Annotated in this window: 20 protein-coding genes; 4 read left to right on the top strand and 16 right to left on the bottom strand. The window is 29.7% G+C overall.

Annotation, left to right across the window (positions count from 1 at the left end; all coding sequences use genetic code 11):
• Window positions 1-11: 11 nt before the first annotated feature.
• The 9 genes from D1817_05825 to D1817_05785 form a co-directional block, all read right to left on the bottom strand.
• Entirely contained in the window at window positions 12-206 is a 195-nt protein-coding gene (locus tag D1817_05825) for a 30S ribosomal protein S21 (GenBank protein ID AXT19405.1), read from the bottom strand.
• 168 nt (window positions 207-374) lie between these two features.
• Window positions 375-1,541: an acyl-CoA dehydrogenase gene (locus tag D1817_05820; GenBank protein ID AXT19404.1), complete on the bottom strand. Its 1,167-nt coding sequence runs from the start codon at window positions 1,539-1,541 to the stop codon at window positions 375-377.
• 19 nt (window positions 1,542-1,560) lie between these two features.
• Window positions 1,561-2,433 carry a helix-hairpin-helix domain-containing protein gene (locus D1817_05815; GenBank protein AXT19403.1) on the bottom strand — a complete coding sequence of 291 codons (873 nt, stop codon included), beginning with the start codon at window positions 2,431-2,433 and terminating at the stop codon, window positions 1,561-1,563.
• 36 nt (window positions 2,434-2,469) lie between these two features.
• Window positions 2,470-4,092 (bottom strand): alanine:cation symporter family protein, encoded by a 1,623-nt coding sequence (locus D1817_05810; protein AXT19402.1) that lies wholly within the window; start codon window positions 4,090-4,092, stop codon window positions 2,470-2,472.
• 101 nt (window positions 4,093-4,193) lie between these two features.
• Window positions 4,194-5,210, bottom strand: coding sequence for a potassium channel protein (locus D1817_05805; GenBank protein ID AXT19401.1), 1,017 nt, complete (start codon window positions 5,208-5,210; stop codon window positions 4,194-4,196).
• Between the two features lie 3 nt (window positions 5,211-5,213).
• Window positions 5,214-5,441 (bottom strand): PspC domain-containing protein, encoded by a 228-nt coding sequence (locus tag D1817_05800; protein ID AXT19400.1) that lies wholly within the window; start codon window positions 5,439-5,441, stop codon window positions 5,214-5,216.
• Between the two features lie 12 nt (window positions 5,442-5,453).
• Entirely contained in the window at window positions 5,454-6,728 is a 1,275-nt protein-coding gene (locus D1817_05795) for a DUF2851 family protein (protein ID AXT19399.1), read from the bottom strand.
• 61 nt (window positions 6,729-6,789) lie between these two features.
• Window positions 6,790-8,148: a pyridoxal-phosphate dependent enzyme gene (locus tag D1817_05790; protein AXT19398.1), complete on the bottom strand. Its 1,359-nt coding sequence runs from the start codon at window positions 8,146-8,148 to the stop codon at window positions 6,790-6,792.
• Window positions 8,149-8,391: 243 nt separating this feature from the next.
• Window positions 8,392-9,627, bottom strand: coding sequence for an ABC transporter permease (locus tag D1817_05785; protein AXT19397.1), 1,236 nt, complete (start codon window positions 9,625-9,627; stop codon window positions 8,392-8,394).
• A 9-nt stretch (window positions 9,628-9,636) separates the two neighbouring features.
• Here D1817_05785 and D1817_05780 point away from each other — a divergent pair, with 9 nt between their 5' ends.
• A complete protein-coding gene (locus D1817_05780) occupies window positions 9,637-10,872 on the top strand; it encodes a DUF1343 domain-containing protein (protein ID AXT19396.1) in 1,236 nt (411 codons plus the stop codon).
• Here the strand turns inward: D1817_05780 and D1817_05775 are convergent, their stop codons facing one another.
• The 3 genes from D1817_05775 to D1817_05765 form a co-directional block, all read right to left on the bottom strand.
• The gene (locus D1817_05775) at window positions 10,873-11,259 is read right to left on the bottom strand and encodes a hypothetical protein (GenBank protein AXT19395.1); all 387 of its coding nucleotides are present in this window, start codon (window positions 11,257-11,259) and stop codon (window positions 10,873-10,875) included. It lies immediately after the preceding gene.
• 255 nt (window positions 11,260-11,514) lie between these two features.
• Window positions 11,515-12,348 (bottom strand): sterol desaturase family protein, encoded by an 834-nt coding sequence (locus tag D1817_05770; GenBank protein ID AXT21237.1) that lies wholly within the window; start codon window positions 12,346-12,348, stop codon window positions 11,515-11,517.
• A gap of 36 nt (window positions 12,349-12,384) precedes the next feature.
• Window positions 12,385-12,879: a YkgJ family cysteine cluster protein gene (locus D1817_05765; protein ID AXT19394.1), complete on the bottom strand. Its 495-nt coding sequence runs from the start codon at window positions 12,877-12,879 to the stop codon at window positions 12,385-12,387.
• A 56-nt stretch (window positions 12,880-12,935) separates the two neighbouring features.
• On the opposite strand from D1817_05765, the gene D1817_05760 reads away from it, so the two are divergent.
• Window positions 12,936-13,631, top strand: coding sequence for a class I SAM-dependent methyltransferase (locus tag D1817_05760; protein AXT19393.1), 696 nt, complete (start codon window positions 12,936-12,938; stop codon window positions 13,629-13,631).
• An 83-nt stretch (window positions 13,632-13,714) separates the two neighbouring features.
• The gene (locus tag D1817_05755) at window positions 13,715-15,625 is read left to right on the top strand and encodes a hypothetical protein (GenBank protein AXT19392.1); all 1,911 of its coding nucleotides are present in this window, start codon (window positions 13,715-13,717) and stop codon (window positions 15,623-15,625) included.
• Window positions 15,626-15,897: 272 nt separating this feature from the next.
• Here the strand turns inward: D1817_05755 and D1817_05750 are convergent, their stop codons facing one another.
• The 4 genes from D1817_05750 to D1817_05735 all read right to left on the bottom strand — a co-directional run bounded on the left by D1817_05750 (window position 15,898) and on the right by D1817_05735 (window position 22,980).
• Window positions 15,898-17,511 (bottom strand): amidohydrolase, encoded by a 1,614-nt coding sequence (locus D1817_05750; GenBank protein AXT19391.1) that lies wholly within the window; start codon window positions 17,509-17,511, stop codon window positions 15,898-15,900.
• Between the two features lie 125 nt (window positions 17,512-17,636).
• On the bottom strand, window positions 17,637-18,086 hold the full coding sequence (locus D1817_05745) for a YHS domain-containing protein (GenBank protein ID AXT19390.1): 450 nt from the start codon (window positions 18,084-18,086) through the stop codon (window positions 17,637-17,639).
• 81 nt (window positions 18,087-18,167) lie between these two features.
• Window positions 18,168-19,910 carry a TonB-dependent receptor gene (locus D1817_05740; protein AXT21236.1) on the bottom strand — a complete coding sequence of 581 codons (1,743 nt, stop codon included), beginning with the start codon at window positions 19,908-19,910 and terminating at the stop codon, window positions 18,168-18,170.
• Window positions 19,911-19,953: 43 nt separating this feature from the next.
• Window positions 19,954-22,980 (bottom strand): hypothetical protein, encoded by a 3,027-nt coding sequence (locus D1817_05735; protein AXT19389.1) that lies wholly within the window; start codon window positions 22,978-22,980, stop codon window positions 19,954-19,956.
• 205 nt (window positions 22,981-23,185) lie between these two features.
• Between D1817_05735 and D1817_05730 the strand changes: the two genes are divergently transcribed.
• Window positions 23,186-23,869 carry an ATP-binding cassette domain-containing protein gene (locus D1817_05730; protein ID AXT19388.1) on the top strand — a complete coding sequence of 228 codons (684 nt, stop codon included), beginning with the start codon at window positions 23,186-23,188 and terminating at the stop codon, window positions 23,867-23,869.
• Window positions 23,870-23,874: the final 5 nt, after the last annotated feature.

Genomic DNA, 23,874 nt, shown 5'->3' with positions numbered 1-23,874 from the left:
ACAACTACTTACTAGATTTCTTCTGCATCTCTTAAGTGTTGGATGTATTGTGCTTTTTGAATTTGCGCTCTACGTTTCACTGAAGGCTTTATAAACTGCTTACGTGTTTGTAGTTGACGTTTTGTTCCAGTTTTATCAAACTTTCTCTTAAAACGTTTTAACGCTCTATCTATATTTTCTCCTTCTTTAATTGGTATTATTAACATAGTGTCTTAACCTCCTCTCTTTTAGATTTTGTGGATGCAAATATATAAACTAATTTATAATGTACAATTAATAATCATTAAATTATATCGTTAGCTCATAATCTTTATTGTCTATTATCATTTTAGCAATAATTAAAAATGATTTTTGCTAAAATGACATTCAATATATTATGTTGCCGGCTTATAATCTTTATTATCTATTATCATTTTAGCAATAATCTCCTTTAAGATTTCTGAAGTTCCTCCACCTATTGGACCTAAACGACTATCTCTTAAAATTCTAGCTAATGGATAATCTTCCATATAACCATATCCTCCTAATAACTGCAGGCAATCATAAGCTACTCTGTCTGCCATTTTAGTAGATACTAATTTAGACATCGTTGCTTCTTTAACAACATATTCACCATCATTAAGACGTTTTGCAACTGAGTAATTAAACTCTTTACTTACTTCAATCTCTGCTGCCATATCTGCAACGGAATGACGTAATGCTTGAAATTTATCTATAGTCTTACCAAATGCTTGACGTTCTTTCATGTATTGAATAGCATATTCTAAAGCATACTCTGATCTTGCATGAGCATTTATACCCATTATTAAACGTTCTAAAGCGAAATGCTGCATTATATAAGGAAATCCTTTGCCTTCTTCTCCCATTAAATTGGATACAGATACCACAACATTATCAAATGCAATCTCACCTGTATCTGATGCTCTCCATCCTAGTTTATCTAACTTAGTAGCAGAGATGCCAGGGGTATCTCTATCCATGACAAAAATACTAAGTCCTTTATTTCCTAAATCTGGAGATGTTTTAGCGGCAACAACCAAATAATCACTGTATACTCCGTTTGTAATAAATGTTTTAGATCCATTAATCACATATGTATCACCTTGTTTCACAGCAGTAGTTCGCATTCCTGCCACATCGCTCCCTCCAAAAGGCTCTGTAATACAAAGGCATCCTATTTTTTCTCCAGTAATACTCGGTGCTAAATAGCGTTGTTTTATATCATGATTTCCTTCTTTATTAAGGTGTGTCATTGCTAAATAAGCGTGTGCCCACATAGCTGCAGCAAAACCACCAGAATTTATTTTTTGTAATTCTTCTAACCATATTACAGTATAGAATAAATCTAAATCTAATCCTCCATATTCTTCTGGATACGAAAGTCCAAAATAACCCATTTCTCCAAATTTCTCCCAAATAAAACGTTCTATATGACCCGTTTCTTCCCATTTCTCAATATGAGGAACTACTTCTTTTTTTAAAAAGTCTTGAAGACTTTCTCTAAATAATTGATGCTCTTCTGTGAAGTACATATTACTCATCTCTAATTTCTTGTTTTTTTTAATTGAGGGTCAAATATAATTTAATTATATCAATCTTATTTCCTGGAAAACCTTTAACTTTTGTTAATTCATCTAAGGTTTTAAATCCTTCCCTCAATACTCTTTGTTCAATAATTTCATCAGCTAATTCGTAATCAATATATTGAATGGTCACCAGCTCATTTTTAGTCGCAGTATTTAAATTTACCTTTCTAACTTTTCTAGGTGTTTTAACTGTAAATTCATTTGTTAATTGCCGTATAGTTTCTAAAGATAAACCATAGATATCTTGAAGCTCAATATCTGAAATAAAACCGCCTTTAAATTTGTTTCTATAATCAACAATACGTTTAGATAATGTTTTACCTATCCCATAAACTCTTTGAAGTTGTAATGTTGTAGCGGTATTTAAATCTCGTTTTTGAGTATATGTTTTAATAATAGTATTACTTGCGTTTAAAGCTATTGGCTTAGGGGTTTTTATCCAATTAGGGAATTTAAAATATGGAGAAATAGCTCTCAATAAAGAATCTGAAATTTTGGTTATTTCTTGAAATTGTTTTGAGGAATTAATCCATCGATCTTTACTTCTAAACTTCAAGAGTCTATCAATTTCTTCATTAGTCATTCCTAAAGTATAGCCTTTATAATCTGTAATAAAATTTGGATTAAATGGATAAATTTTAGGTTTATTATTTTCAAGTCGAACTAAACGAAGTGAATCTATTTCTTTTTGAAATCGTTGTAATTCGTTATCATCAATTGCAATATCTTCTGGAGGTATTTCTATAAAAAAGTAAATACATTGACATATTATAATAAGTAGTAGTAATATAAAAATCCCACTTCGTTGTTTTTTAGAAAACTGGAAGTGGGATTTTAATTTATTCATCTTTAAAGATTTAAAGACGAATTTAAGGAATTATTTTTATTCTTTAGATGTTCTAATTGCTTTCATATATCTAGCAACTTCTTCTTTAACTTTAGGGAATAAGAAAAATAATCCTATCATATTAGGGAATACCAATGCTAATATCATTGCATCAGAGAATTTAATAACAGCGTCTAATGTCGCAGCAGCTCCAATAACAACAAATACTAAGAATAAGATTTTATAAGCCATATCTGCTCTTTTACCTCTTCCAAATAAATACTTCCATGATTGTAAGCCATAATAAGACCAAGAAATCATTGTAGAGAATGCAAATAACACAATCGCTATTGTTAAAATATATGAGAATCCTGGTATTACAGAATCAAATGCTTTAGAAGTTAAATCTACTCCTCCTAATTGTTCTCCAGTACCATTTAATATAACATTACTTCCTTGAACTGATCCATATTCAAATATACTTTGCATATTAGCACCATCTATATTAAAGAAAATAATTACTAAAGCTGTCATTGTACAAATTACAACTGTATCAATAAATGGCTCTAGTAATGCTACTACTCCTTCTGATGCAGGGTATTTTGTTTTTACTGCAGAATGTGCAATTGCAGCACTACCAGCTCCTGCTTCATTAGAAAATGCTGCTCGTTGAAATCCTACTATTAATACTCCAACAAAACCTCCAACTGCAGCAAATGGTGTAAATGCTCCTTTAAAGATTAGTCCAAATGCATCATCTATATAACTAAAGTTAGCAAATATGATTACTAAAGCTGCCAACACATAAATACCTGCCATAAATGGCACTATTTTTTCAGTAATTTTAGCGATACGTTTTATTCCTCCAATAATTACTATTCCAACAAGAATAGCTAATATAATTCCAATTACAACTCCAGTAGAGCCTCCTTGTAAATTAAATAATGAGCTTAACTGTACTGCTGCTTGATTAGATTGAAATGCATTACCTCCTCCAAATGAAGCGCCAATACATAAAATTGCAAAAAGTACACCTAATACTTTACCAATACCTCCAAACCCTCTTTCTTTTAATCCTTTTGATAAATAGTACATCGGACCACCATATACTGTTCCGTCTGGACCTACATCTCTATATTTTACACCTAAAGTACATTCTACAAATTTTGTAGCCATACCTATTAATCCACAAACAATCATCCAAAAGGTTGCTCCTGGTCCACCAAGTGCAATTGCCACGGCTACCCCTGCAATATTACCTAAACCAACGGTTCCAGAAACTGCTGTTGCTAAAGCCTGGAAATGAGATACTTCTCCTTCTTCACTTTCATCTCTTATAGTATCAGGCAAATCACCATCTACAATATTAACTGCTACTTTTTCTTCTACTCCATGTCCTTCAATTTCATCGTATTTACCACGAACTGTGTTTATTGCTAATCCAAACTTAGTGATGCTTGGGAATTTAAAATAAATAGTAAAAAAACTTGCTCCTGCTACTAATAAAAGTACAACTACCGGAACATTATATTCACCAATAGGAACAGTCGTTAACACTAGATTTTCCCACCATACTGCAATTGGAAAAAACCAGTCGTTTATCCTTTCGTCTAGCCCTTTATCTTGTGCAAATGTTAAAAATGGTAATAATGTAAAAATTGAAAGAAGATATTTCTTCATAATAAAAAATATTAGTTAGTATATTATTTAGTTTTTAATATAAGGACAGCAAGATGCTAAAAAAAAATGAGTTTTTAAAACATAAGCTGTTAAAAAGAAAATCAATCTATATTGTATAGAGAATTAAGTGTATGTATTTGTTCTGGGCGCCCTAAAACAATGATCTTAGATTTAGGCATTAGTTTTAGTGTTGCTTCTGGATTAACAATATATTCACCATTTTCGTTCTTATATCCAATAACGTTGCATCCAGTTTTGTTTCGTAAATCTAAATCTTTAATGGTTTTTATTTGAGATGTATTGTACAATTTTTCAACTTCAATTTCTTCAATATTTATATTTGTTTTTCCAACAATCGATAGGTTATCTATAAATTCCATTAAATCGGGAACTACCACTAAAGAAGCCATATGATCTCCTCCTATTTTGTCTGGGAGAATTACATTATTTGCTCCAGCAAGTTTAAGTTTATTATAGGATGTTTCTTGAGATGCACGACTTATAATATTCATTTTCTGATTAATCTGCCTCGCAGACAATACTACAAATAGGTTATCTGCATCATTAGGTAACGCTGAAATTAAACAAGCGGCACGCTCTACTCCTGCTTGAATTAATACTTCATCTTCATTTGCATTTCCTGAAACAAATGGCACTAGATCATTTTCGAGTTTATCTATAAGGTCTTTATCTTTTTCAATAACAACAAAAGGTTTATTATGCGCTAATAATTTTATAGCCGCTTGCCTCCCATTTCTACCATAACCACAAATAATAATATGATTTTTTAAAGCATCAATTTTCTTTTGCATCTTCTTTTGTTTTAATTCTTCTATATCATTTTTACTTAAAATATATTCTGAGATCACTTTAATGGCGTAACCAACAATAACTACACTTGCTATAATTAAAAATACAGTAAACACTTTTGATGTATCGTCTAACGGTCGTACTTCACCAAAACCAACAGTAGTGACTGTAATTACTGTCATATATAATGCATCTACCCAACTATATCCTGATAATAGTTTAAATCCAAAAATACCAATGCACGCCAGTAACAATAACAATAGTATTGCTATTTTAGTTTTAGATCTAAATAGTTTGAGTCTAAGCATAGATTATAAATCAAAAACTGAAGTGCGTTTTGTATAGAGTAAATCTTTAATACGCATCCAAAATGCGAGAAACAAATAAAGCGCAAAACCAAAACCAACTGTTACAAAAGTTAAATACATAAAAGATGTTCTAACCACTTTTGCTCTAATACCCAAACGATCTGCAATACGTTGACAAACATAATAACCATGTTTTTGAAAATAGAGTAATAGTTTATAGAAAATATTCATATCGCAAGTTAATCAATTCCTATTTAAAAGTGTATTTCCTATAACACATTGTAAGCACTTATTCTTATCACAATAATTATTTTTTAGTTGAAGTAATGCTTGTGAATCTAAAGCAGTTTTCGATATCTTTTTAAATGAATTAAATTTATTAATAATCGTATTATTTTCTGAGGCAATACTTTGAATTAAAGTAATTATAGTATCGTTAATTTCTATTCCTTGATATTTTGCATAACTAAATTTAAGCGGAATAATCGTATTTATCAATAGTAAATCTATAAACGATTTGGTTAGTTTTTTCTTTCTCTGCTTTGAAGCAGTGTGAAATGTATAATGTGTATCCCAAAACTCTGAAGCTTCAACAGAAAATATGTCATATATTTCTTTTATAGAAATGGTTGTTATTATTTTAGAAAATAAATTTTGTGATCTATGATATAAACTCGCTAATTGAGATATTCTTATAGTTGGGAAATTAAGGGGTCTTAATCTAAAAAACTGAATTGGTATTATTGCAGAATTTGAAAGTTGAAATTTTTGTTTTAAAAACTCATATTCTGTTTTAAGTTCTGTAAAATAAGGTTCTTGAAAATCGTCTTCTAATAAATTAGATTGTCCATACAATAAAGCTTCAACACTCAATTGTTTTGATTGCACTTTTCTTAGTATTGAAAAATCAAAGGAATTTGCCATACTAAAAAATGCATCTCCATTCACTTTAAGTCCAAAACTCCTCGCTAACATTTTAAATAAAACAGCTTCCCAATTATTTTTTGAGTTCTCTAAAAGTATTTTTATATCTTGAGATGTTCGTTCTAAGCGCTCAAAATACAAGCGTTCTATCCAATTTTCGACTATAAAACTATCAACATTTTTAAAATCTTTCTCGCAATTAATCCATTTTGGAGTTTTAGAAAATAATTTATGATAATTATTTAAAGTTTCAGGTGAGGTATAATTTTTTAATTCTAAAGTTGGAATACATGTATTATCTTTTCTATAAATATCATTATCGTATTCCCATACAATGTGAAGGATTACATTATCGTACGTTTTATCCTTTTCATGATTATGAAGATACCAATCATTAGAATTAATATGAACCTCAACATTTCCTGCCCATAATTGTTCTCCAATTTTTAGTTGAGCATTAAAAAAATCTGGTCCAGAATCATGATTATGCAGCCCTACAGAAACAATTGAAATCTGTTCATTTTGAGTAGTTTTTAAATTGAACGGATTAAATTTTTTATACTTCCATATATACTGTAAGAAATCTTCTTGCATTCTCTAAAAATAGGACTACAAAAAATAAATTCCAAATATTATTTGTACATAAAAATTAACACTACAAAGCACTAATAATATCATGCTTGGTAATAATGTGGTATTTACCATCTTCAAGGTCTACCAGAACAGCATTGTTATCTTTATCTATTAATTTTGAGACTTCTTCAATAGGTGTATTTTTATTTACAATTGGAAATGGTTTATGCATTACATCTTTAATCGGTAAATCAGAAATATTTTTATTTTCCATAAACTTACGTAACACATCCGTTTCATCTAATGCACCTACAAACCCAGAAGTATCTTCTACTGGAATTTGAGAAATTTTAAATTTCTTCATTCTCTCGATAGCATGAGATACTAATTCTTCAGTCTTTACAGTTACTAAAGGTTTATCTATATGCTCTTTAATAAGATCTGCAGCAATTGTAATTTCATCTTCTATAAACCCACGATCTCTCATCCATTCATCATTAAACATTTTACCTACATAACGACTTCCGTGATCATGAAATAGCAATACGACTACATCGTCTTTTGTAAAGTGTTCTTTTAATTGAAGTAATCCTTTTATTGCTGATCCGGCAGAATTACCCAAGAACATCCCTTCTTCTTTTGCTAGTTTTTGAGTGTAAATTGCAGCATCTTTATCGGTTACCTTGGTAAATCCATCAATAACATCAAAATCAACATTTTTTGGTAAAATATCTTCTCCAATACCTTCGGTGATATATGGATAAATTTCATTTTCGTCGAAAATACCTGTTTCGTGATATTTTTTAAACACACTTCCATAGGTATCTACTCCCCAAACTTTTACATTAGGATTTTGTTCTTTTAAATAGTTCCCTACTCCAGAAATTGTTCCGCCTGTGCCTACACCTACAACAAAATGTGTAACCCTTCCTTCTGTTTGTTTCCAAATTTCCGGGCCAGTACTTTCGTAATGTGCAGCAGCATTACTTGGATTGTCATATTGATTTACATACCAACTGTTCGGTGTTTCTTCTGCCAAACGTTTTGAAGTTGAATAATATGAACGTGGATCTTCAGGTTCTACATTTGTTGGGCATACTACAACCTTACTGCCTACAGCACGCAAAATATCCATCTTTTCTTTACTTTGCTTATCGCTAATAACACAAACCATTTTATAGCCTTTCACTATAGCAGCTAAGGCTAAACCCATTCCTGTATTCCCTGAAGTTCCTTCTATAATAGTCCCTCCTGGTTTTAAGCGACCGTCTGCTTCTGCATCTTCAATCATTTTAAGTGCCATACGATCTTTTACCGAATTCCCTGGATTAAAAGTTTCATATTTCGCTAACACTAAGCAAGGTAGTTCTTGTGTTAATTTATTTAATTTTACTAAAGGTGTATTACCAATAGTTTCAAGTATATTTTTAGCGTATTTCATCTGTTATATCTTATTTTTTAAAATTGGTCAGATGCAATAGTCAAATTAGTATATCAAATCATTATAAGTCTAATTCTCATGACTATTTCATAAGTATAAATTACGGTGCAAATTTAAGTTAAAAGTTATAAGTCGTAAGTTAAAAAGTAAGTTTTTATTGTATTAGCGATCAAGCAATCTACTTAAACATTTTCAATTCTCTCTTAATCGATATACATAAAGAAGTTTAATAAAAATTTAAATTTACTCGAACCTAATTGCTTTTACTGGAGAAATTTTTGTAATGATGTAGGATGGCACCAAAAGCATTATAAAACACATTATAAATGTACCAATATTTAATAAAAGAATATAATCTAGATTTAGATACACCGGAACGTAAGTCATATTATACTCTTCAGGGTTTGGAAACTTTATTAATTTAAATTGTTTTTGTATAAACAAAAAACTTAATCCAATAATATTTCCCCAAAATAATCCTCGTAATACTAGATATGAAGCATTGTATAGAAACATTTTTCGCACACTCCAATTATTACTTCCTAAAGCTTTTAGAATTCCTATCATCTGTGTACGTTCGAGTATAAGTACCAATAATGCAGTAATCATATTAATGCCTGCCACAATAATCATTATAACGATAATACCATAAATATTTTTATCGAAAATTTTCACCCATTCAAAAATCACAGCATAACGCTCTGAGACTTTTTCTGTTTTTAATGTGGATGGTGTTTTTTGATAAATTTCTGTTCCAATAACATCTAAATCATCAAAATTGTCTATAAAAATCTCAAAACTACCTATTTCATTATCTTTCCAACTGTTTAATCTTTGAATATGACGTATATCTCCTAATAAAAATGTTTTATCTAAATCTTGAAACCCAGAACTAAAAATTCCAACAATATTGAATCTTCTTTGTGCGTGTCTGCCTGTATTCGCACGAAGAAATACCATTTCAAAACTATCATTTAATTGTAACCCTAAACGATTCGCAGTATAACTTGACATTATAATATCGTTACTCGTTCGTTCTGAATATTCTGGTAGCTTGCCTTCAATTAAATATTCTTCAAAATAATGCCAATCATAATCCTTACCTACGCCTTTTAATATCACTCCTTCAATATCGTTCTCTGTACGGATAACTCCCGATTTAGATGCAACTCCTTGTATGTGTTTTATATCCTCAATCTCTTTAAATTCAGGATAAAATTCTTGATTTATAGATATTGGGAATTGAGATTCTTCTGAGGTATTATTATCAAAATTAGAAAGTATCACATGCCCATTGAAAGCTATTGCTTTTTCCCTAATTTTTTTCTGCAAACCAGTTCCTGTGGAAATAGCAATTAACATAACAATAAGACCAATAGCAATTGCAACAATTCCGATTTTTATAATTGGCCCCGATATACTACTTTTATACGATTTACTACCAGTGATTCGTTTTGCTATAAAATATTCGTAATTCAATCTATGCTAATGATTTTAAAATTTCTCAAAAATACAGTTTTATTATTTGTTTTATTAGGAATTTCTTGTGGCTCTAAAGCTAAATCCAATACAAATACATTAGTTGATGCAGATGTAAAAGTTCAAAGCAAAAAAAATATTATTGTAGGTTCCAATCAATTAAATAAATATATACCTCTACTTAACGGAAAACGTGTTGGAATTGTTGCTAATCAAACTAGTGTGATTTTTAAAACTAATACTCATTATACTCACTTAGTTGATTCTCTATCTACCCTTAACATTAGTATTTCTAAAGTATTTGCTCCAGAGCATGGCTTTAGAGGTACAGCAGATGCCGGTGAAGTTATAAAAGATGGTATTGATACTAAAACTGGGCTACCTATCGTATCTCTTTACGGGAGCAATAAGAAACCAACAAAAACGCAACTGGAAAATATAGATATAATCGTTTTTGATATTCAAGATGTAGGTGCTCGTTTCTATACTTATATATCATCTTTACATTTCGTAATGGAAGCTTGTGCAGAAGCAAACATTCCTATTATAATATTAGATCGCCCAAACCCAAATGGTCATTATATTGATGGCCCTATTTTAGAGCTGGAACATCAAAGTTTTGTTGGGATGCACCCAGTGCCTGTTGTACATGGAATGACTATTGGGGAATATGCAAAGATGATTAATGGAGAGGGTTGGCTAAAAAATCAAGTACAGGCTGATCTTACTATAATTTCTATTCAAAACTATAGTAGGGATATGTCATACAGTTTACCTATAAAACCATCCCCCAATTTACCTAACGATAAAGCCATTAATCTATACCCTAGTTTATGTTTTTTTGAAGGTACAAATATAAGTGTTGGTCGTGGTACAAATAAGCAGTTTCAAATTTACGGGTCTCCATTTTTAAAAAATGAAACTGCAAAATATTCATTTACACCTCAGCCAAACGAAGGTGCAAAATACCCAAAACATCAAGGCGAAAAATCTATTGGATTTGATTTAAGTAATGAAAGAAATTTAAACGAAATCAACCTACAATACATCATCAATGCATACAATTCTACTTCAGATAAAAGTAAATTCTTTATTGAAAATGGTTTCTTCACTAAGCTTGCTGGCACTAAAAAACTTCAACAGCAAATTGAAAATGAATTTACTGAATCTCAAATAAAAGCAACTTGGCAAGATGGGCTTAAAGCATTTGAAATTAAAAGGTCAAAGTATTTAATTTATAAATAGCTATTGATTTTTAGAAGCTGTAAGTGTAGACGATATTTCAGTATTTTTATTTATCCTTACCACAAAAACAATTTTTAAAGAAGATTGTCCCACCACAAAAGTATGTTTCCCTTCTGTTAAATGAGTTAATGGAATTTCATGGCAGTTTCCATTTATAAAATTGTAAACTTCACGCTTAGAATCTTTATTAATAGAATATACATAATTAATTTTCTTATCACTTTTTAGTAATAATGTATCTCCTGTTTTATTTAAATCGTGATGTAAGCTACTAGCACGTTTATTTACATTTTTCTCTATAGTCGCATAACTTTGTTGAGAAAAACTTTTGTGTGATAAAAAGCCAAAAAGTACTGCTAAACGCAGTAGTAGTGTATTTTTTTTCAAATGATCTGATGTGTTATAATTTATAAAAATAACATCACAGTAATTAATTAACCCTCGATGTAAACTAAGTTGTTTTTAATTTTAGAATAAAAAATACTCTATGAAGTGTATAAAAAATTAGAGGAACGAACATTTTATGTTAATAAGTTGTTGAAAACTTTTTTTTAAGCAAAAAAATCATTAACAAATTAGTTGCAAAAACCTATTAGGCTTAATACTTAGAGAGTTAATAAATTTTAATTTGCAAAATTTAATTCAATCAATTCCAGTAGTTGGCTTTTTATATTCTTGAAATGGTTGTTTGAGTAGATCTTTAATATTACTATTTGTCTTTTCATCTGGGAATACATCTACACCATACACAATTTTACCAGTATCTAATATCATAAACGTTCCTAATAAACGATCCCATATAGAGAAAATATTACCATAATTTGAGTCTGTATACGGTAATACATAATGATGATGTACTTTATGCATATCTGGTGATACAATGACATAACTCAACATATGATCCACTTTTTTTGGCAATTTGATATTTGCGTGATTAAATTGAGTCGCCACAACAGACAGTGATTGATATAACATTACAATTGCTATCGGAGTTCCAATAATAAATACTCCAGCTAACGTAAATATAAAACGAATTATACTTTCTAAAGGATGATGTCTATTAGCTGTAGTGGTATCTACATGATGATCACTATGGTGTACTAAATGTATCATCCATAGATATTTTACTTTATGCTCTACATAATGTGGCAAATAAGCACCAATAAAATCTATTAATAGTAGACCAATAATAATATACAACCACAAAGGCATTTCTGGAAGCCAATTAATAATTCCAAAATCGTTTGCATTTACCCAATCTGCTGAACTTAATAGCAAGAAAGCTAAAGCAAAGTTCACTATTATAGTTGTTAACGTAAAGAATATATTAGGAATGGCATGTTTCCATTTTTTATACTTAAACCTAAATAGTGGTAATATGCCTTCTAAAATCCAAAATAATGTGATTCCGCCAATTAAAATAAGACTTCGATGCAGCGAAGGAATGGTTTCAAAATAGTTCAGTAAGCTTTCCAACATTAATAAATTTGTTTAGTTAAAGATAAAAAGAATTTAGATTTTAATTCTTTTCTTCATCTCCTCAACGATATTATAAGCCGCTGGGCACATCTCAACATTTTTTAAAGTAAGATGAGATATTTGCTGAAATTTCTTTCTGTCCGTATGCGGAAACTCACGACATGCTTTAGGGCGTACTTCATAAATAGAGCAATAATTATCTGTTCCCAAAAATGTACAAGGCACATTTTGCAATACATAATCGTTATCTTCATCTATACGTAAATATTGCTCAATAAACTGTTGTGGTTTTTGCTTAAAGTGTTTAGAAATACGATCAATATCTTTATCAGTAAATAATGGTCCAGTGGTTTTACAACAATTAGCACATTGCAAACAATCTGTGTTTTCAAACTCAGTTTCGTGCAATTCTTGCATTATATAATCCAATTGCTTTGGTGGCTTTTTTTTAAGCTTTGTAAAAAAAGTTTTGTTTTCCTTATGCTTATCTTTGGCGAGCTTTGGCAGATTATTTATAATGTCTTGCATGTTGTAAAACTACTAATTAAAATAGATTCTGTATCTAATGCAGAATAACAAAATCGATGAAAGATTTATTTGGACAAGCTTTATTAGATTATCAGAACAAAAACTATACAGAAGACCTCATCACTTCTACTAACATTTCTGATGATGATGTATTACCTATTCCTTATCTATTTAGAAGCTATGATGAAATGCCTAAATTAGAACAAAAAGCACTTCAATTATCCAAAGGAGCTGTGTTAGATGTAGGCTGTGGAAGCGGGAGCCATAGTCTCTATTTACAAAGCAAAAAGCTATTAGTTAAAGCAATCGATATTTCTAAAGGCGCTATTGATGTCTGTAAACAAAGAGGAGTTATTAATACTGAAGTAAAAAATGTATTAAAGGAAGTTGAAACTTTTGACACCATCTTATTACTTATGAACGGCACTGGTATTTTTCAAGAATTGTTTTTAGTTCCAAACTATTTAAAACATTTAAAAAGTTTACTCAAACCTAATGGGCAAATTTTAATAGATTCTAGCGATATTAAATATATGTATGAAGATGAAGATGGTGGATACTGGTTTGATGCTAATTCTAATTATTATGGTGAGCTTGATTATTTTTTGAGTTATAAAAGTGAAAAAGAAATACCTTTAAAGTGGTTATATCTCGATTTTAACACATTAAAAGCAGCTTGTAGTAGCGTTGGTTTACAATGTGAACTTGTATTAGAGGGTGAGCATTACGACTATTTGGCGAGGTTATGCTAATTAAAGATTTTCATTATTAACTTTTTGTAGGATTTTAATTATTAATTTAAGTTATTTACAATGACAAATTATTTGAATCAATTATGAATTATAAAAAACTCTTTTTAATCTCAATAATTTTAATATTTCTTTATAGTTGCTCTTCTTCAGATGACTCTATTGATGACTCTATCATTGAAGAACCTCCAGTACCTGTTTTAAGCTGCAATGATTTTAATAATCAAACTCTTAGAATATCTAGTGATAACGATGTGACTAATTTCATTAGGATGTTTGGTGGCTGTTCTACTATTAACGGATCTATTATTATTGATTTAACTTCAAACGTAAATTATACAAATACTATATTTCAGAATGTAAATGAAATAACTGGAAATTTATTTATTTCTTTAGAGGAAAATCAATTAGGTCTATTAAGTGGATTTAATAATTTAATCTCTATTGGTGGAGATTTAGAGGTTAGTCGTTCAACTATTGATATTTCAAATTCATTTGAATTGTTAGAAGATGTAGGCGGTAACTTTATTTTAAACAATAATGAAAATAATCAAGGGTTAACTGGATTTAACAATTTAATTAATATAAATGGAGATTTCATATTTGAAAGAAATAATTATAGTAGCTTAAACGGTTTTAACAATTTAAATGCTGTTTTAGGAGATATTAATTTTGATAGAAATGACTTAAATATAATCAATGGATTTAATCAATTAAACACAGTTCAAGGAGCAATTAATATATCTAACAATCCTTTACTTACTGAAGTAGAAGGATTTGAGAACTTGAAGCGTATAGAGAATGAAACTATATCTTTATCTTTTACTGCGAATGATAATCTGACAGCAATACCTGAATTTAATTCTTTAGAACAAGTAAATGGATTATTACAAGTTAATGTCAACCCATCCTTGATATCAATTGAAGGGTTTAATTCATTGAGTACTATTGAAGGAATAGATATCAGCAGTAATATATCTTTAACAAATATTACAGGTTTCAACTCATTACCTTTTTTAAATTTACTGTCTTTAGCTGATATACCTATAGTTTCTATGGATAATGCATTTATGAATTTAGAATCTATTAACGGATTACTATCAATTATTGGAATGGAAAATATAATTAATTTAAATTTTCTATCCAATGTTAAAATTATCAATAGAATAAATATTTTTTCTAGTAATAATGCTGGAGGCAATAATATTAGCAATAGCTCTCTAACAAATTTTAATGGTTTAAGTTCCCTAGAAACTGTTATTGGAGATTTTAGAGTATTAAATAATCCAGGGCTTATAAACACATCTGGGTTGGAGAATTTAATATCTATTGGTGGAACCTTAGAGTTTAATCAAAATAATAATTTAGAAGAAATATCAGGATTTAATTCATTAGCAAATTTAGGAGAGTTATCAATAATAAACAATGGATCATTAACAAGCATATCTGGATTTGAAAATTTGATAGAAATCAATCAAAATTTGATTTTTTTCGACACTGCTTTTCAAACAGATTCTCAAATCACAATAAGTGGATTTGAAAATTTAGAAGTAATAAGAGGAGGGCTTTCTTTAAGTTTTAACCCAAGACCATCTAATATTTCAGGTTTTAACAATCTTAATAGAATTGAAGAAAGTCTTAATATAACTGGTAGCGATATAGTTAATTTAAACAATTTTCAAAATTTAACTTTTATCGGTGGATCATTATCATTAATACGAAATTCTTCTTTACAAAATTTAGATGCATTAGTTAATTTAACATCTAGCTTAGAAAATATCACAATTAGAGATGACAACAATTCCTTAACTAATATCGATGGGTTAAGAAATATAGCTGGTGTCAATCAATTTATCACATTAGTTAGAAATCCAATACTAAGCACGTGTTCTTTGCCTTTAATATGTAATCATATTGAACAAGGAAAATCTACCGCTATCAGTAATAATGCTATAGGGTGTAATGATGTAAATGAAATAACTGCTAATTGTATATAATTAATAAATTATTTAGAAATCCTACTAAAGTAATTATAAAAGTCTTTAGGTTTAAAAAATATGAAGATAGGAAAGAAATACCTTTAAAATGGTTATATCTCGATTTTAACACTTTTAAAAAGCAGTTTGTAGTAGCGTTGGTTTACAATGAGAACTTGTATTAGGGGGTGAACATTACGATTATTTAGCAAGATCATTTTAACAATAAAACCTGATATATGATAAGCATATCAGGTTTCATTTATTAGATTTTTATAAAGTATAAAACAATTTTATTGTTCTTTTCCATCTACATATGTATGGTTTACTTTTATATTTGGAATTTCTTTTAGCGGTACTTCCATTATATTTTTATCTAAAATAATAAAATCAGCAAATTTCCCAAGCTCTATACTTCCTTTTTCAGTTTCTTCAAAATTAGAATAAGCTGCCCAATCGGTCATACCTCTTAAAGCTTCTTCACGGCTTAATGCATTTTCTATTTGAAACCCTCCTTCAGGATATTGTTCGTGATCTTGCCTAGCTACTGCTGCATGAAATGTGTAAAACGGACTTACATGTTCTACAGGGAAATCTGTCCCTAATGCGATTTTACCATGTTTATTTAACAAATCTTTAAACGCATAAGCACTTTTCATACGTTCTGCACCTAAACGTTCTTCTACCCAATACATATCACTCGTTGCATGTGTTGGTTGGATAGACGGCACAATATCTTTATATAAATCAAAATCTTCCGGAGACACTACTTGCGCATGCTCTACACGCCAACGACGACCTGGCGTATCTTTTAATAATTTATGATAGGTTTGTAATACCGATCGGTTAGCAGAATCTCCAATCGCATGTGTATTCATTTGGTAATTAGATTTTGCAATACGTGCAGCCGTTTCTTGAAAATTTTCTAAGCTGTTTACCATTAAACCTAAATGTCCTGGTTGATCACTATATTCTGATCTTAGCATAGCTCCTCTTGACCCTAAAGCTCCATCTGCATAAAACTTAAACGAACGCACATTTAATTTTTCAGTTTTTACAATACCTTTATTTAAATAGTAATCTAAATTTTCTTTAGTGGTCGACACCATGGCGTAAACTCTCATATTCAAAGCCCCTGCTTGTTGAAGGCTATCAATAATTTCAATTTCTTCAATTCCTAAACCTGCATCATCTACCGTTGTTAAACCCATATCGAAACAAATATCTTGTGCTGCTAGCAAAGCTTTTACAGTTTCATCTCGTGTTGGTTTAGGCCAATAGTTTTGAACTAAATCCCCAGCATTATCAATTAAAACTCCAGTAGGGATTCCATCTTCGACAATAACCTCTCCACCATCAATCTTACTATTAGCTGTTACATTACCTAAATCTAAGGCCGCTTGATTACAAAGTATTGCATGACCATCTACACGAGTTAATGCAATAGGCGTATTAGGAAATAAGCCGTCTAATAATTTTTTATTGGGGTAAGTTTTATTTTCCCAATCGTTTTGATCCCAACCTCCACCAGTTATAAAATTTAATTTATTTTCATTCTGAAAATCGATAACACGCTGTACTACTTCTTCAAAGCTTTTAGTCCCTACCAAATCCACGGCTTGTTGCCCTTGCCCTAATCTTAAAAAGTGGCAATGCGCATCGATAAGTCCTGGTACAATAGTTTGTCCTTCAGCATCAACTGTATTTTCAGATTGATACTTTGATTGAATATCTGTTGTTGATCCAACAGCAACAAATCTGCCGTCAACAACAGCAAAAGCTTCTGCGCTATCAAAATTAGAATTTACAGTATAAACATTAGCATTAGTTACAATTAAATCTACTTGTTCTTTTGTAGAACAACTAACAATAATCATAACAAGTAAAAGGAACGTTATTTTTTTCATCATAAAAAAGTTTAAGACGTAAAAATACTGAAAAAGTAATTTACTTTTAATGAAAAAATAAGGCGTAAAAAAAACGGTAAACTAAATTAGTATACCGTTTCATATAATTAAAAAAGGAAATTATATTAGCTTTTAAATTTCACTTTTTCCCAATTAATATCAGCTTTAGGACGCAATTTTTCAGGGCCTTCATTTTTCCATTTTTTAAAAGTATTCGTTCCCCAAGAATTATAGAACATATATAGTTTACCATTTCTTATTTCAAAAGTTTCTGGATCTGCATCTACTTTTTTACCATTAGTTGCTAACGCATAAGCGCAATATCCGCCATATTGAGGAACATACTTATTAGGATTTGCTTTAAATTTATCTAAATTAGCTTGAGATGAAAATTTATATTTAGCACCATCATAACTTGTTACAAAGTTCTTTTTTCCTTCTACAGTTTTATTATTAAAATATTCTGTTACATCATAACCTTCTGCTATAAATCCTTTGTCTAAATAATAATCTTTTTGCTGTGCTATAGACACAAAACTTATTAGTAATGCTATTATTAATATTGATTTTTTCATTTCTTATTTATTTCTTGTTAGTATTCATTTTGAGTTTACTAAGTCGAGAAATAAAAAATAAAATTACAAGCTTACTAACTATCAAAAATCAAATTTATATGTGGTTCCTGCTAAAAACTGAATGCCTTGTACTGGAAAATTTAACCAACGATCATACTCTTGGTTTGCAAGATTATTTGCTTTAGCATAAACAGACCATTGACTATTAATGCGATATCCTAAATGTGCATTAGCATCAAAAAAGCTTTCTAATACAGTTGTTACTGGTACACTATTAATTAATGGTCCTGTAACAAAACTTTGATCAAAACGTTCTCCAGTATAAAATAGATTAGCTCCTGCAAACCAATGTTCATCAATTTGATAATCTAAAAACAATGACGCTTTAAAATCTGGTAAATTCCAAGCTTCTTCCTGATCATCTGTATTGTAGGTAAAATATTCTGCTTTAATTCCTAAACTAAAATTTCTATTTACATCAACATTAATTTCACCAAACACACTAAATGTTGTAATATCATCATATACAACACCAAAAGAGTTTCCAAATTGGAAATCTTCGACTGCTCCAATCAATGCTGGATTTGCTAAAAACAGAGCCTTATTATTTTCAGAGTAATAATTTCCTCTAACGTTATAACTTGTTGTATTAGATAGTTTTCCTTTTAACCCAATATATCCATTATATTGCTGATCTGTAGGCCTTATAAATAGTGTTGGAGACACAAATAAATTCTCGTTTGCAAAATCGTAGTATGAATTTTGAATTAACTCTCCTTCTACTCCTCCGTAAGCAATTAAAATCTCATCAACTAATCTATAGGATGCTGTTATTTTTGGATAAATAAAGAAATCATTATCTCCAGATTCACTATCGTTTAAGTATGAAATTGAAGCTCCTAAATTAACCGTTAAGTCGTCTTGTATAATTTGATAGCTAGAATTAACATTTGCTGTAAAATTACCATAATTAACTTCTTGCAATGCTAAAAAGCTTCTATCGAAAGTACCATCGATATAATCAATTTTAAAATTAGTGTTTAAACTCTCATCTCTATTAATAGGAATATCAATATTCGTTTTCATTACAAAACGATTTTCTCCGGAATCTGAATTATCTGCAAAGCGTCTAAATCTAATACTTCCAGAGTTTATAAGTTTATCTTCAAATTGCAACTCTCCTCCAAAATCAAAAGTAAAAAAAGTATGTTGTGGATCGATAGATGCTATCTCTGTTTCATTAAACACGTTTTCTGGTAATCCATACCAATTATAAGATTGATGTCTAGCTCCTGCATCTATATTCCAAGCAAAATCTCTAGATTTTCTAGCATAATTAATATTCAATTTTGTGTCAGAAAAATCATTATCTAAAAATACATCTTCTACACCTCCTTGAGAAGAATGGTGATTAACATATCCTCCTACACTTTCATTTCTATTTATTTCCTTATTTAAGTATACTTCTCCTAATACACTGGTAAATGTGCCCACACCAAAAGAAGCATAATTATCAAATAATTTTTCCTTTTTCGCTTTATCTACTTGTGCTGCTTTTGCTTTAGCTGGAGTAAATATTGAAGCAACTGGGATAGAAAATATATTATACTTAATTGCTTTTTTACTAGCGGTTACATCATCATCTAATGACGGAATTTCTTTTACTTTAAAGGCATCAGAAATTTTAGGGGTATAAGGTTTTACAACATTTACAGTTTCTGTATTTATAGTGTCTTTAGTTTGTCTTTTAGCTTGAGAGAAAGAAGTTGTTACTATATTCAATACGATAACTAAAATTGATAGTCGTTTTATGTATTTATACATATTCGTTTTTTGTTTGTTTTTGATTTGATTTCTGGAAAGATGATTAATTACCATCGTCTGTTTCAACTGATGAATTTGTTTTGGCTTCTTCTGTTTTGATTCGATTTAATTCTTCTTTAGCTTCTATTACTACATCACTAAACTCTTTAAAGTTTTCAGTAACACTTTCTAGGATATAGGTTGCTTGATAAGCGTCTTCTAACTCGTAAAAATTCTTAGCCATAAGTATCAAGCCTTTTGCACCATAATATTTATATCCCGAATAATTTTTCGCTAGTTTTTGAACTACTGTATTTGAAGCTGCATAGTTATTCTCTTTATTTTTAAAATAAGCATTAAAGTATAACGCTTCTGCAGCTAATTCTCCTGATGCTATTTTCTCTACTTGAGCATAGGCTATTTTAGCACGATCTTCATCATTTGTTTTAATTGCAGAACGTGCAATAATAATCTGTGCATCACTTTTTACATTATTATCTATTCTAGAATTCGAAAGTACTTTCTCGGCATAATCAACCGCTAAATCATAAGCATTTAATTGGTAATGTGCATTCATTAAATTAGATTGTGCGAATACTACACTTTGTGGTAAGTCTGCTTCTATTTCTAAACGTTCTAAAATAGGAATGGCTGTTAACCAGTCTTTTGTATTTAAATGAATTTCTCCCAAACGTGTTAAAGCTGTTTCTGTAAACTCTCCATTTGGTTGATTTACAACATAACTATAATGAGGCATAGCGTTTTCTTGCAAATCTTCTTTGAAATATAATTGAGCTAAATAGAAATGGGAATTTAAAGCATGTAATCCGTTTGAAAATTCGTTTAAGTAACCATTAAACAGTTTAATCGATTTATTTGTATTACCTGCTAAATATTGCCTCTCGGCTGCTTCATAAGCTGAATTATCTAGTTCTGCATCACTAACGTCTACATAATCTAAAGTTTTTACCCAAGAAGCATATTCATTTACACGGCCTAAATCGATGTAAATTAATCGAGATGTAGATACAGCTTGAATGGCTTCTGGAGAACCCGGATATTTGTTAGCTACATTTTTAAATTTATTTAAAGCTAAATCATTATTTCCTGAATTATAATGCACTAAGCCTTGTCGCAAAAGTGATTTTGATATGAATGAACTTCCTCTATATTCTGAGTTTAATTGATCATACATTCGCATTGCTTTGTCAATCTCGTTATCCTTAACATATGAGTTACCTAGCTCGTATAACGCATCATCTCTTAATTTTGATTTTGTATACTTCTGAATAAAATCATTTAGCTCCTTAATTTTTTTACCTCCATTCCCTAAATATCCATAGCTTAATGCTTTTTGAAAGAACGCATAATCTGGCTCTATTTCATTTAGTCTAATTGCTCTTTCATAAGCTTTAATCGCTTGATTATAATTACTAGATACAAATTCACCATCTCCTAATCTTAAATAAGCATCATTTAACCTTACTCTATCGCCAGTATTTTTTTTAATAAATTTATTAAAATACTCTGTAGCTTTAGGATAGTTTTTCTGCTTAAAATAAGTATAACCTAAGTTATAATCAATATTTTCTATTTCTTTGGTTACAGCTGCTTTACTACTTCCTTGAAATTGTTTAAATCCAACTAAAGCATCTTCATAATCGGTAAGATTATAATCTGTTTCTGCTTTCCAAAAAGTTGCTCTTGCAGTATATTTTTCATCTCTCGGTTCTTTTAATGATTTATCAAAAAAAGATTCTGCTTCTAAATATTGATTTTCATTATACAGTTCTATACCACGATAAAATGCTACTTTTTGATATGCTACTTTATTCTCAAAACTATTTCTACCTTCTAATAGTACTAAGGCTTCTTTATAGTTTTTTGAAGTAATATAAGAGTCAATTAGTAAAGTTTCAATCTCTTCTTTATAACTAGTCTTTGGGTATTTATCTAAATATCCTGCTAACACTTGTGGGACAGATTGATATGGATTCCCTATTTCGTAGCTAATTTTTGCGTAATTTAACCAAGCATCTTCTTGAATTTTTAAATCAAAGTCCATTTGAGATGCATTACGAAATGCGTTTAATGCTTCTTGTTTCTTTTCTAAATTAATATAACTTTCTCCTAAATGGTAGTATGCATTTTGTGCAACAGAGTTATTACCATCTATAATTTTATTAAATTCTGAAATTGCATTTTCAAAATCATTTTGTTTATAATAAGCATATCCTAATTGATAAAAATCTGTATTACTCCATCTTCCTCTACGCCCTTTATATTCTGTTAAAAATGGAATAGCTTCAGCATATTGCTTTAAGTTAAAATAACTTTCTCCTATAATTTTTGATAATTCTGAAACTTCATTTTCATCACTTGTTTCTAACTGTGCTTTGGCCAGATCTATAGCTTTTTCGAAATTTCCTAATTTAAAATTTAGATCGGCTTGGTAGTATGATAAATCCTCTTTGTATTTTTCATTATCACTTACTTGATCAAAGTACTCTGAAGCTTTCTCATAATCATCTCCTTCATATGCCATAAAACCAATATAGTACTTTGCTTGTGAACCATATTTTTGCGAGTTTTCTACTCGAGATAAATATTTTTTGGCACTCCTGTTATTTTTTGTAGCATAAAAACTATATCCATAATTAAAGTCAAATTTTTCACGTTCTTTTCTGGGCAAAGATTCTTCTTCTACTTTATCATACCATTTTCTAGCTCTAGAATAACTAGAATTTTCAAAATAATAATCTCCAACATCTACAAACGCTGTATTTCGTTTTGTACTCGTAGGATATTCTTCAACAAAATTTAAAACAAGGTCATCTGCGTTCTGTTGATTTAATCTCACAGCAGAATTGGCAACATAATAAGCACAATCTGATTTTACGACTTCGTCTTTTGCCGTACTCCCTATTTTATAAAATAAAGATTGAGCTGCTAAATATTGCTTACTATTATATAGCGATAATGCTTTTTGGTAATCTACCCATTCACTGGTATAAGTTGCTGATTGTTGTGCTAAAATATTGAGATTGCATCCTATTATAAATGCAAAAACGAATACTATTTTTTTAATCATTACTATCGTTTTTTAATGTGAATCAAAGATAATTTAATATCAATTTTATAACGTTGGTTTTTTGTTATAATTATAAACCGAGTTATTAAATGTTTAAAACCGTATAAATTATTGATTTATAATACTACAGAAATACACTAAAATCAATTTTTAAAAGTTAAGCTAAAATGATACATTTACACAAACGATAACTACTATAATAATTATGTCTGAAACTGTTTTACAATTAAAAGATGTTTCTATTTTTCAAGGAGATAGTTTAGTACTCTCTGATGTAAACCTCGAGATGGAAAAAGGAGATTTCGTATATCTTATTGGAAAAACGGGTACTGGAAAAAGTAGTTTTATGAAAACACTTTATGGTGATTTATCGCTTACTAAAGGAGAAGGTTCTATTGTAAATTTTAACTTGAATGGATTGAAAGAAAACGATATTCCTTTTTTAAGACGTAAACTTGGAGTAGTATTTCAAGATTTTAAACTTTTAAACGACAGAACTGTAAACGATAATTTAGAGTTTGTTTTAAAAGCAACAGGATGGAAACTTAAAGAGGAAATCTCAAACAGGATTGAAGAAGTACTTAATAAGGTTGCAATGAAATCTAAAGGGTTTAAATTCCCTTATGAATTGTCTGGAGGAGAACAGCAACGTATTGCCATTGCCAGAGCTCTTTTAAACAATCCTGAATTAATTCTTGCTGATGAGCCTACCGGAAACCTTGATCCACAAACAAGTATTGAGGTTATGGAAGTATTACAAGATCTTAATAAAAAAGGAAATACTATTTTAATGGCTACTCATGACTATGCATTACTTTTAAAATATCCCAGTAAAACTTTAAAATGTGATGATAATAAAGTTTATGAAGTTGTTCAGAGAAAGAACTAAAAAAA

The sequence above is a fragment of the Flavobacteriaceae bacterium genome (assembly GCA_003443635.1).
GTDB lineage: Bacteria > Bacteroidota > Bacteroidia > Flavobacteriales > Flavobacteriaceae > AU392.
Note: the sequence above shows the minus strand (reverse complement) of the source record. Positions and strands in the feature narration are given on the sequence as shown.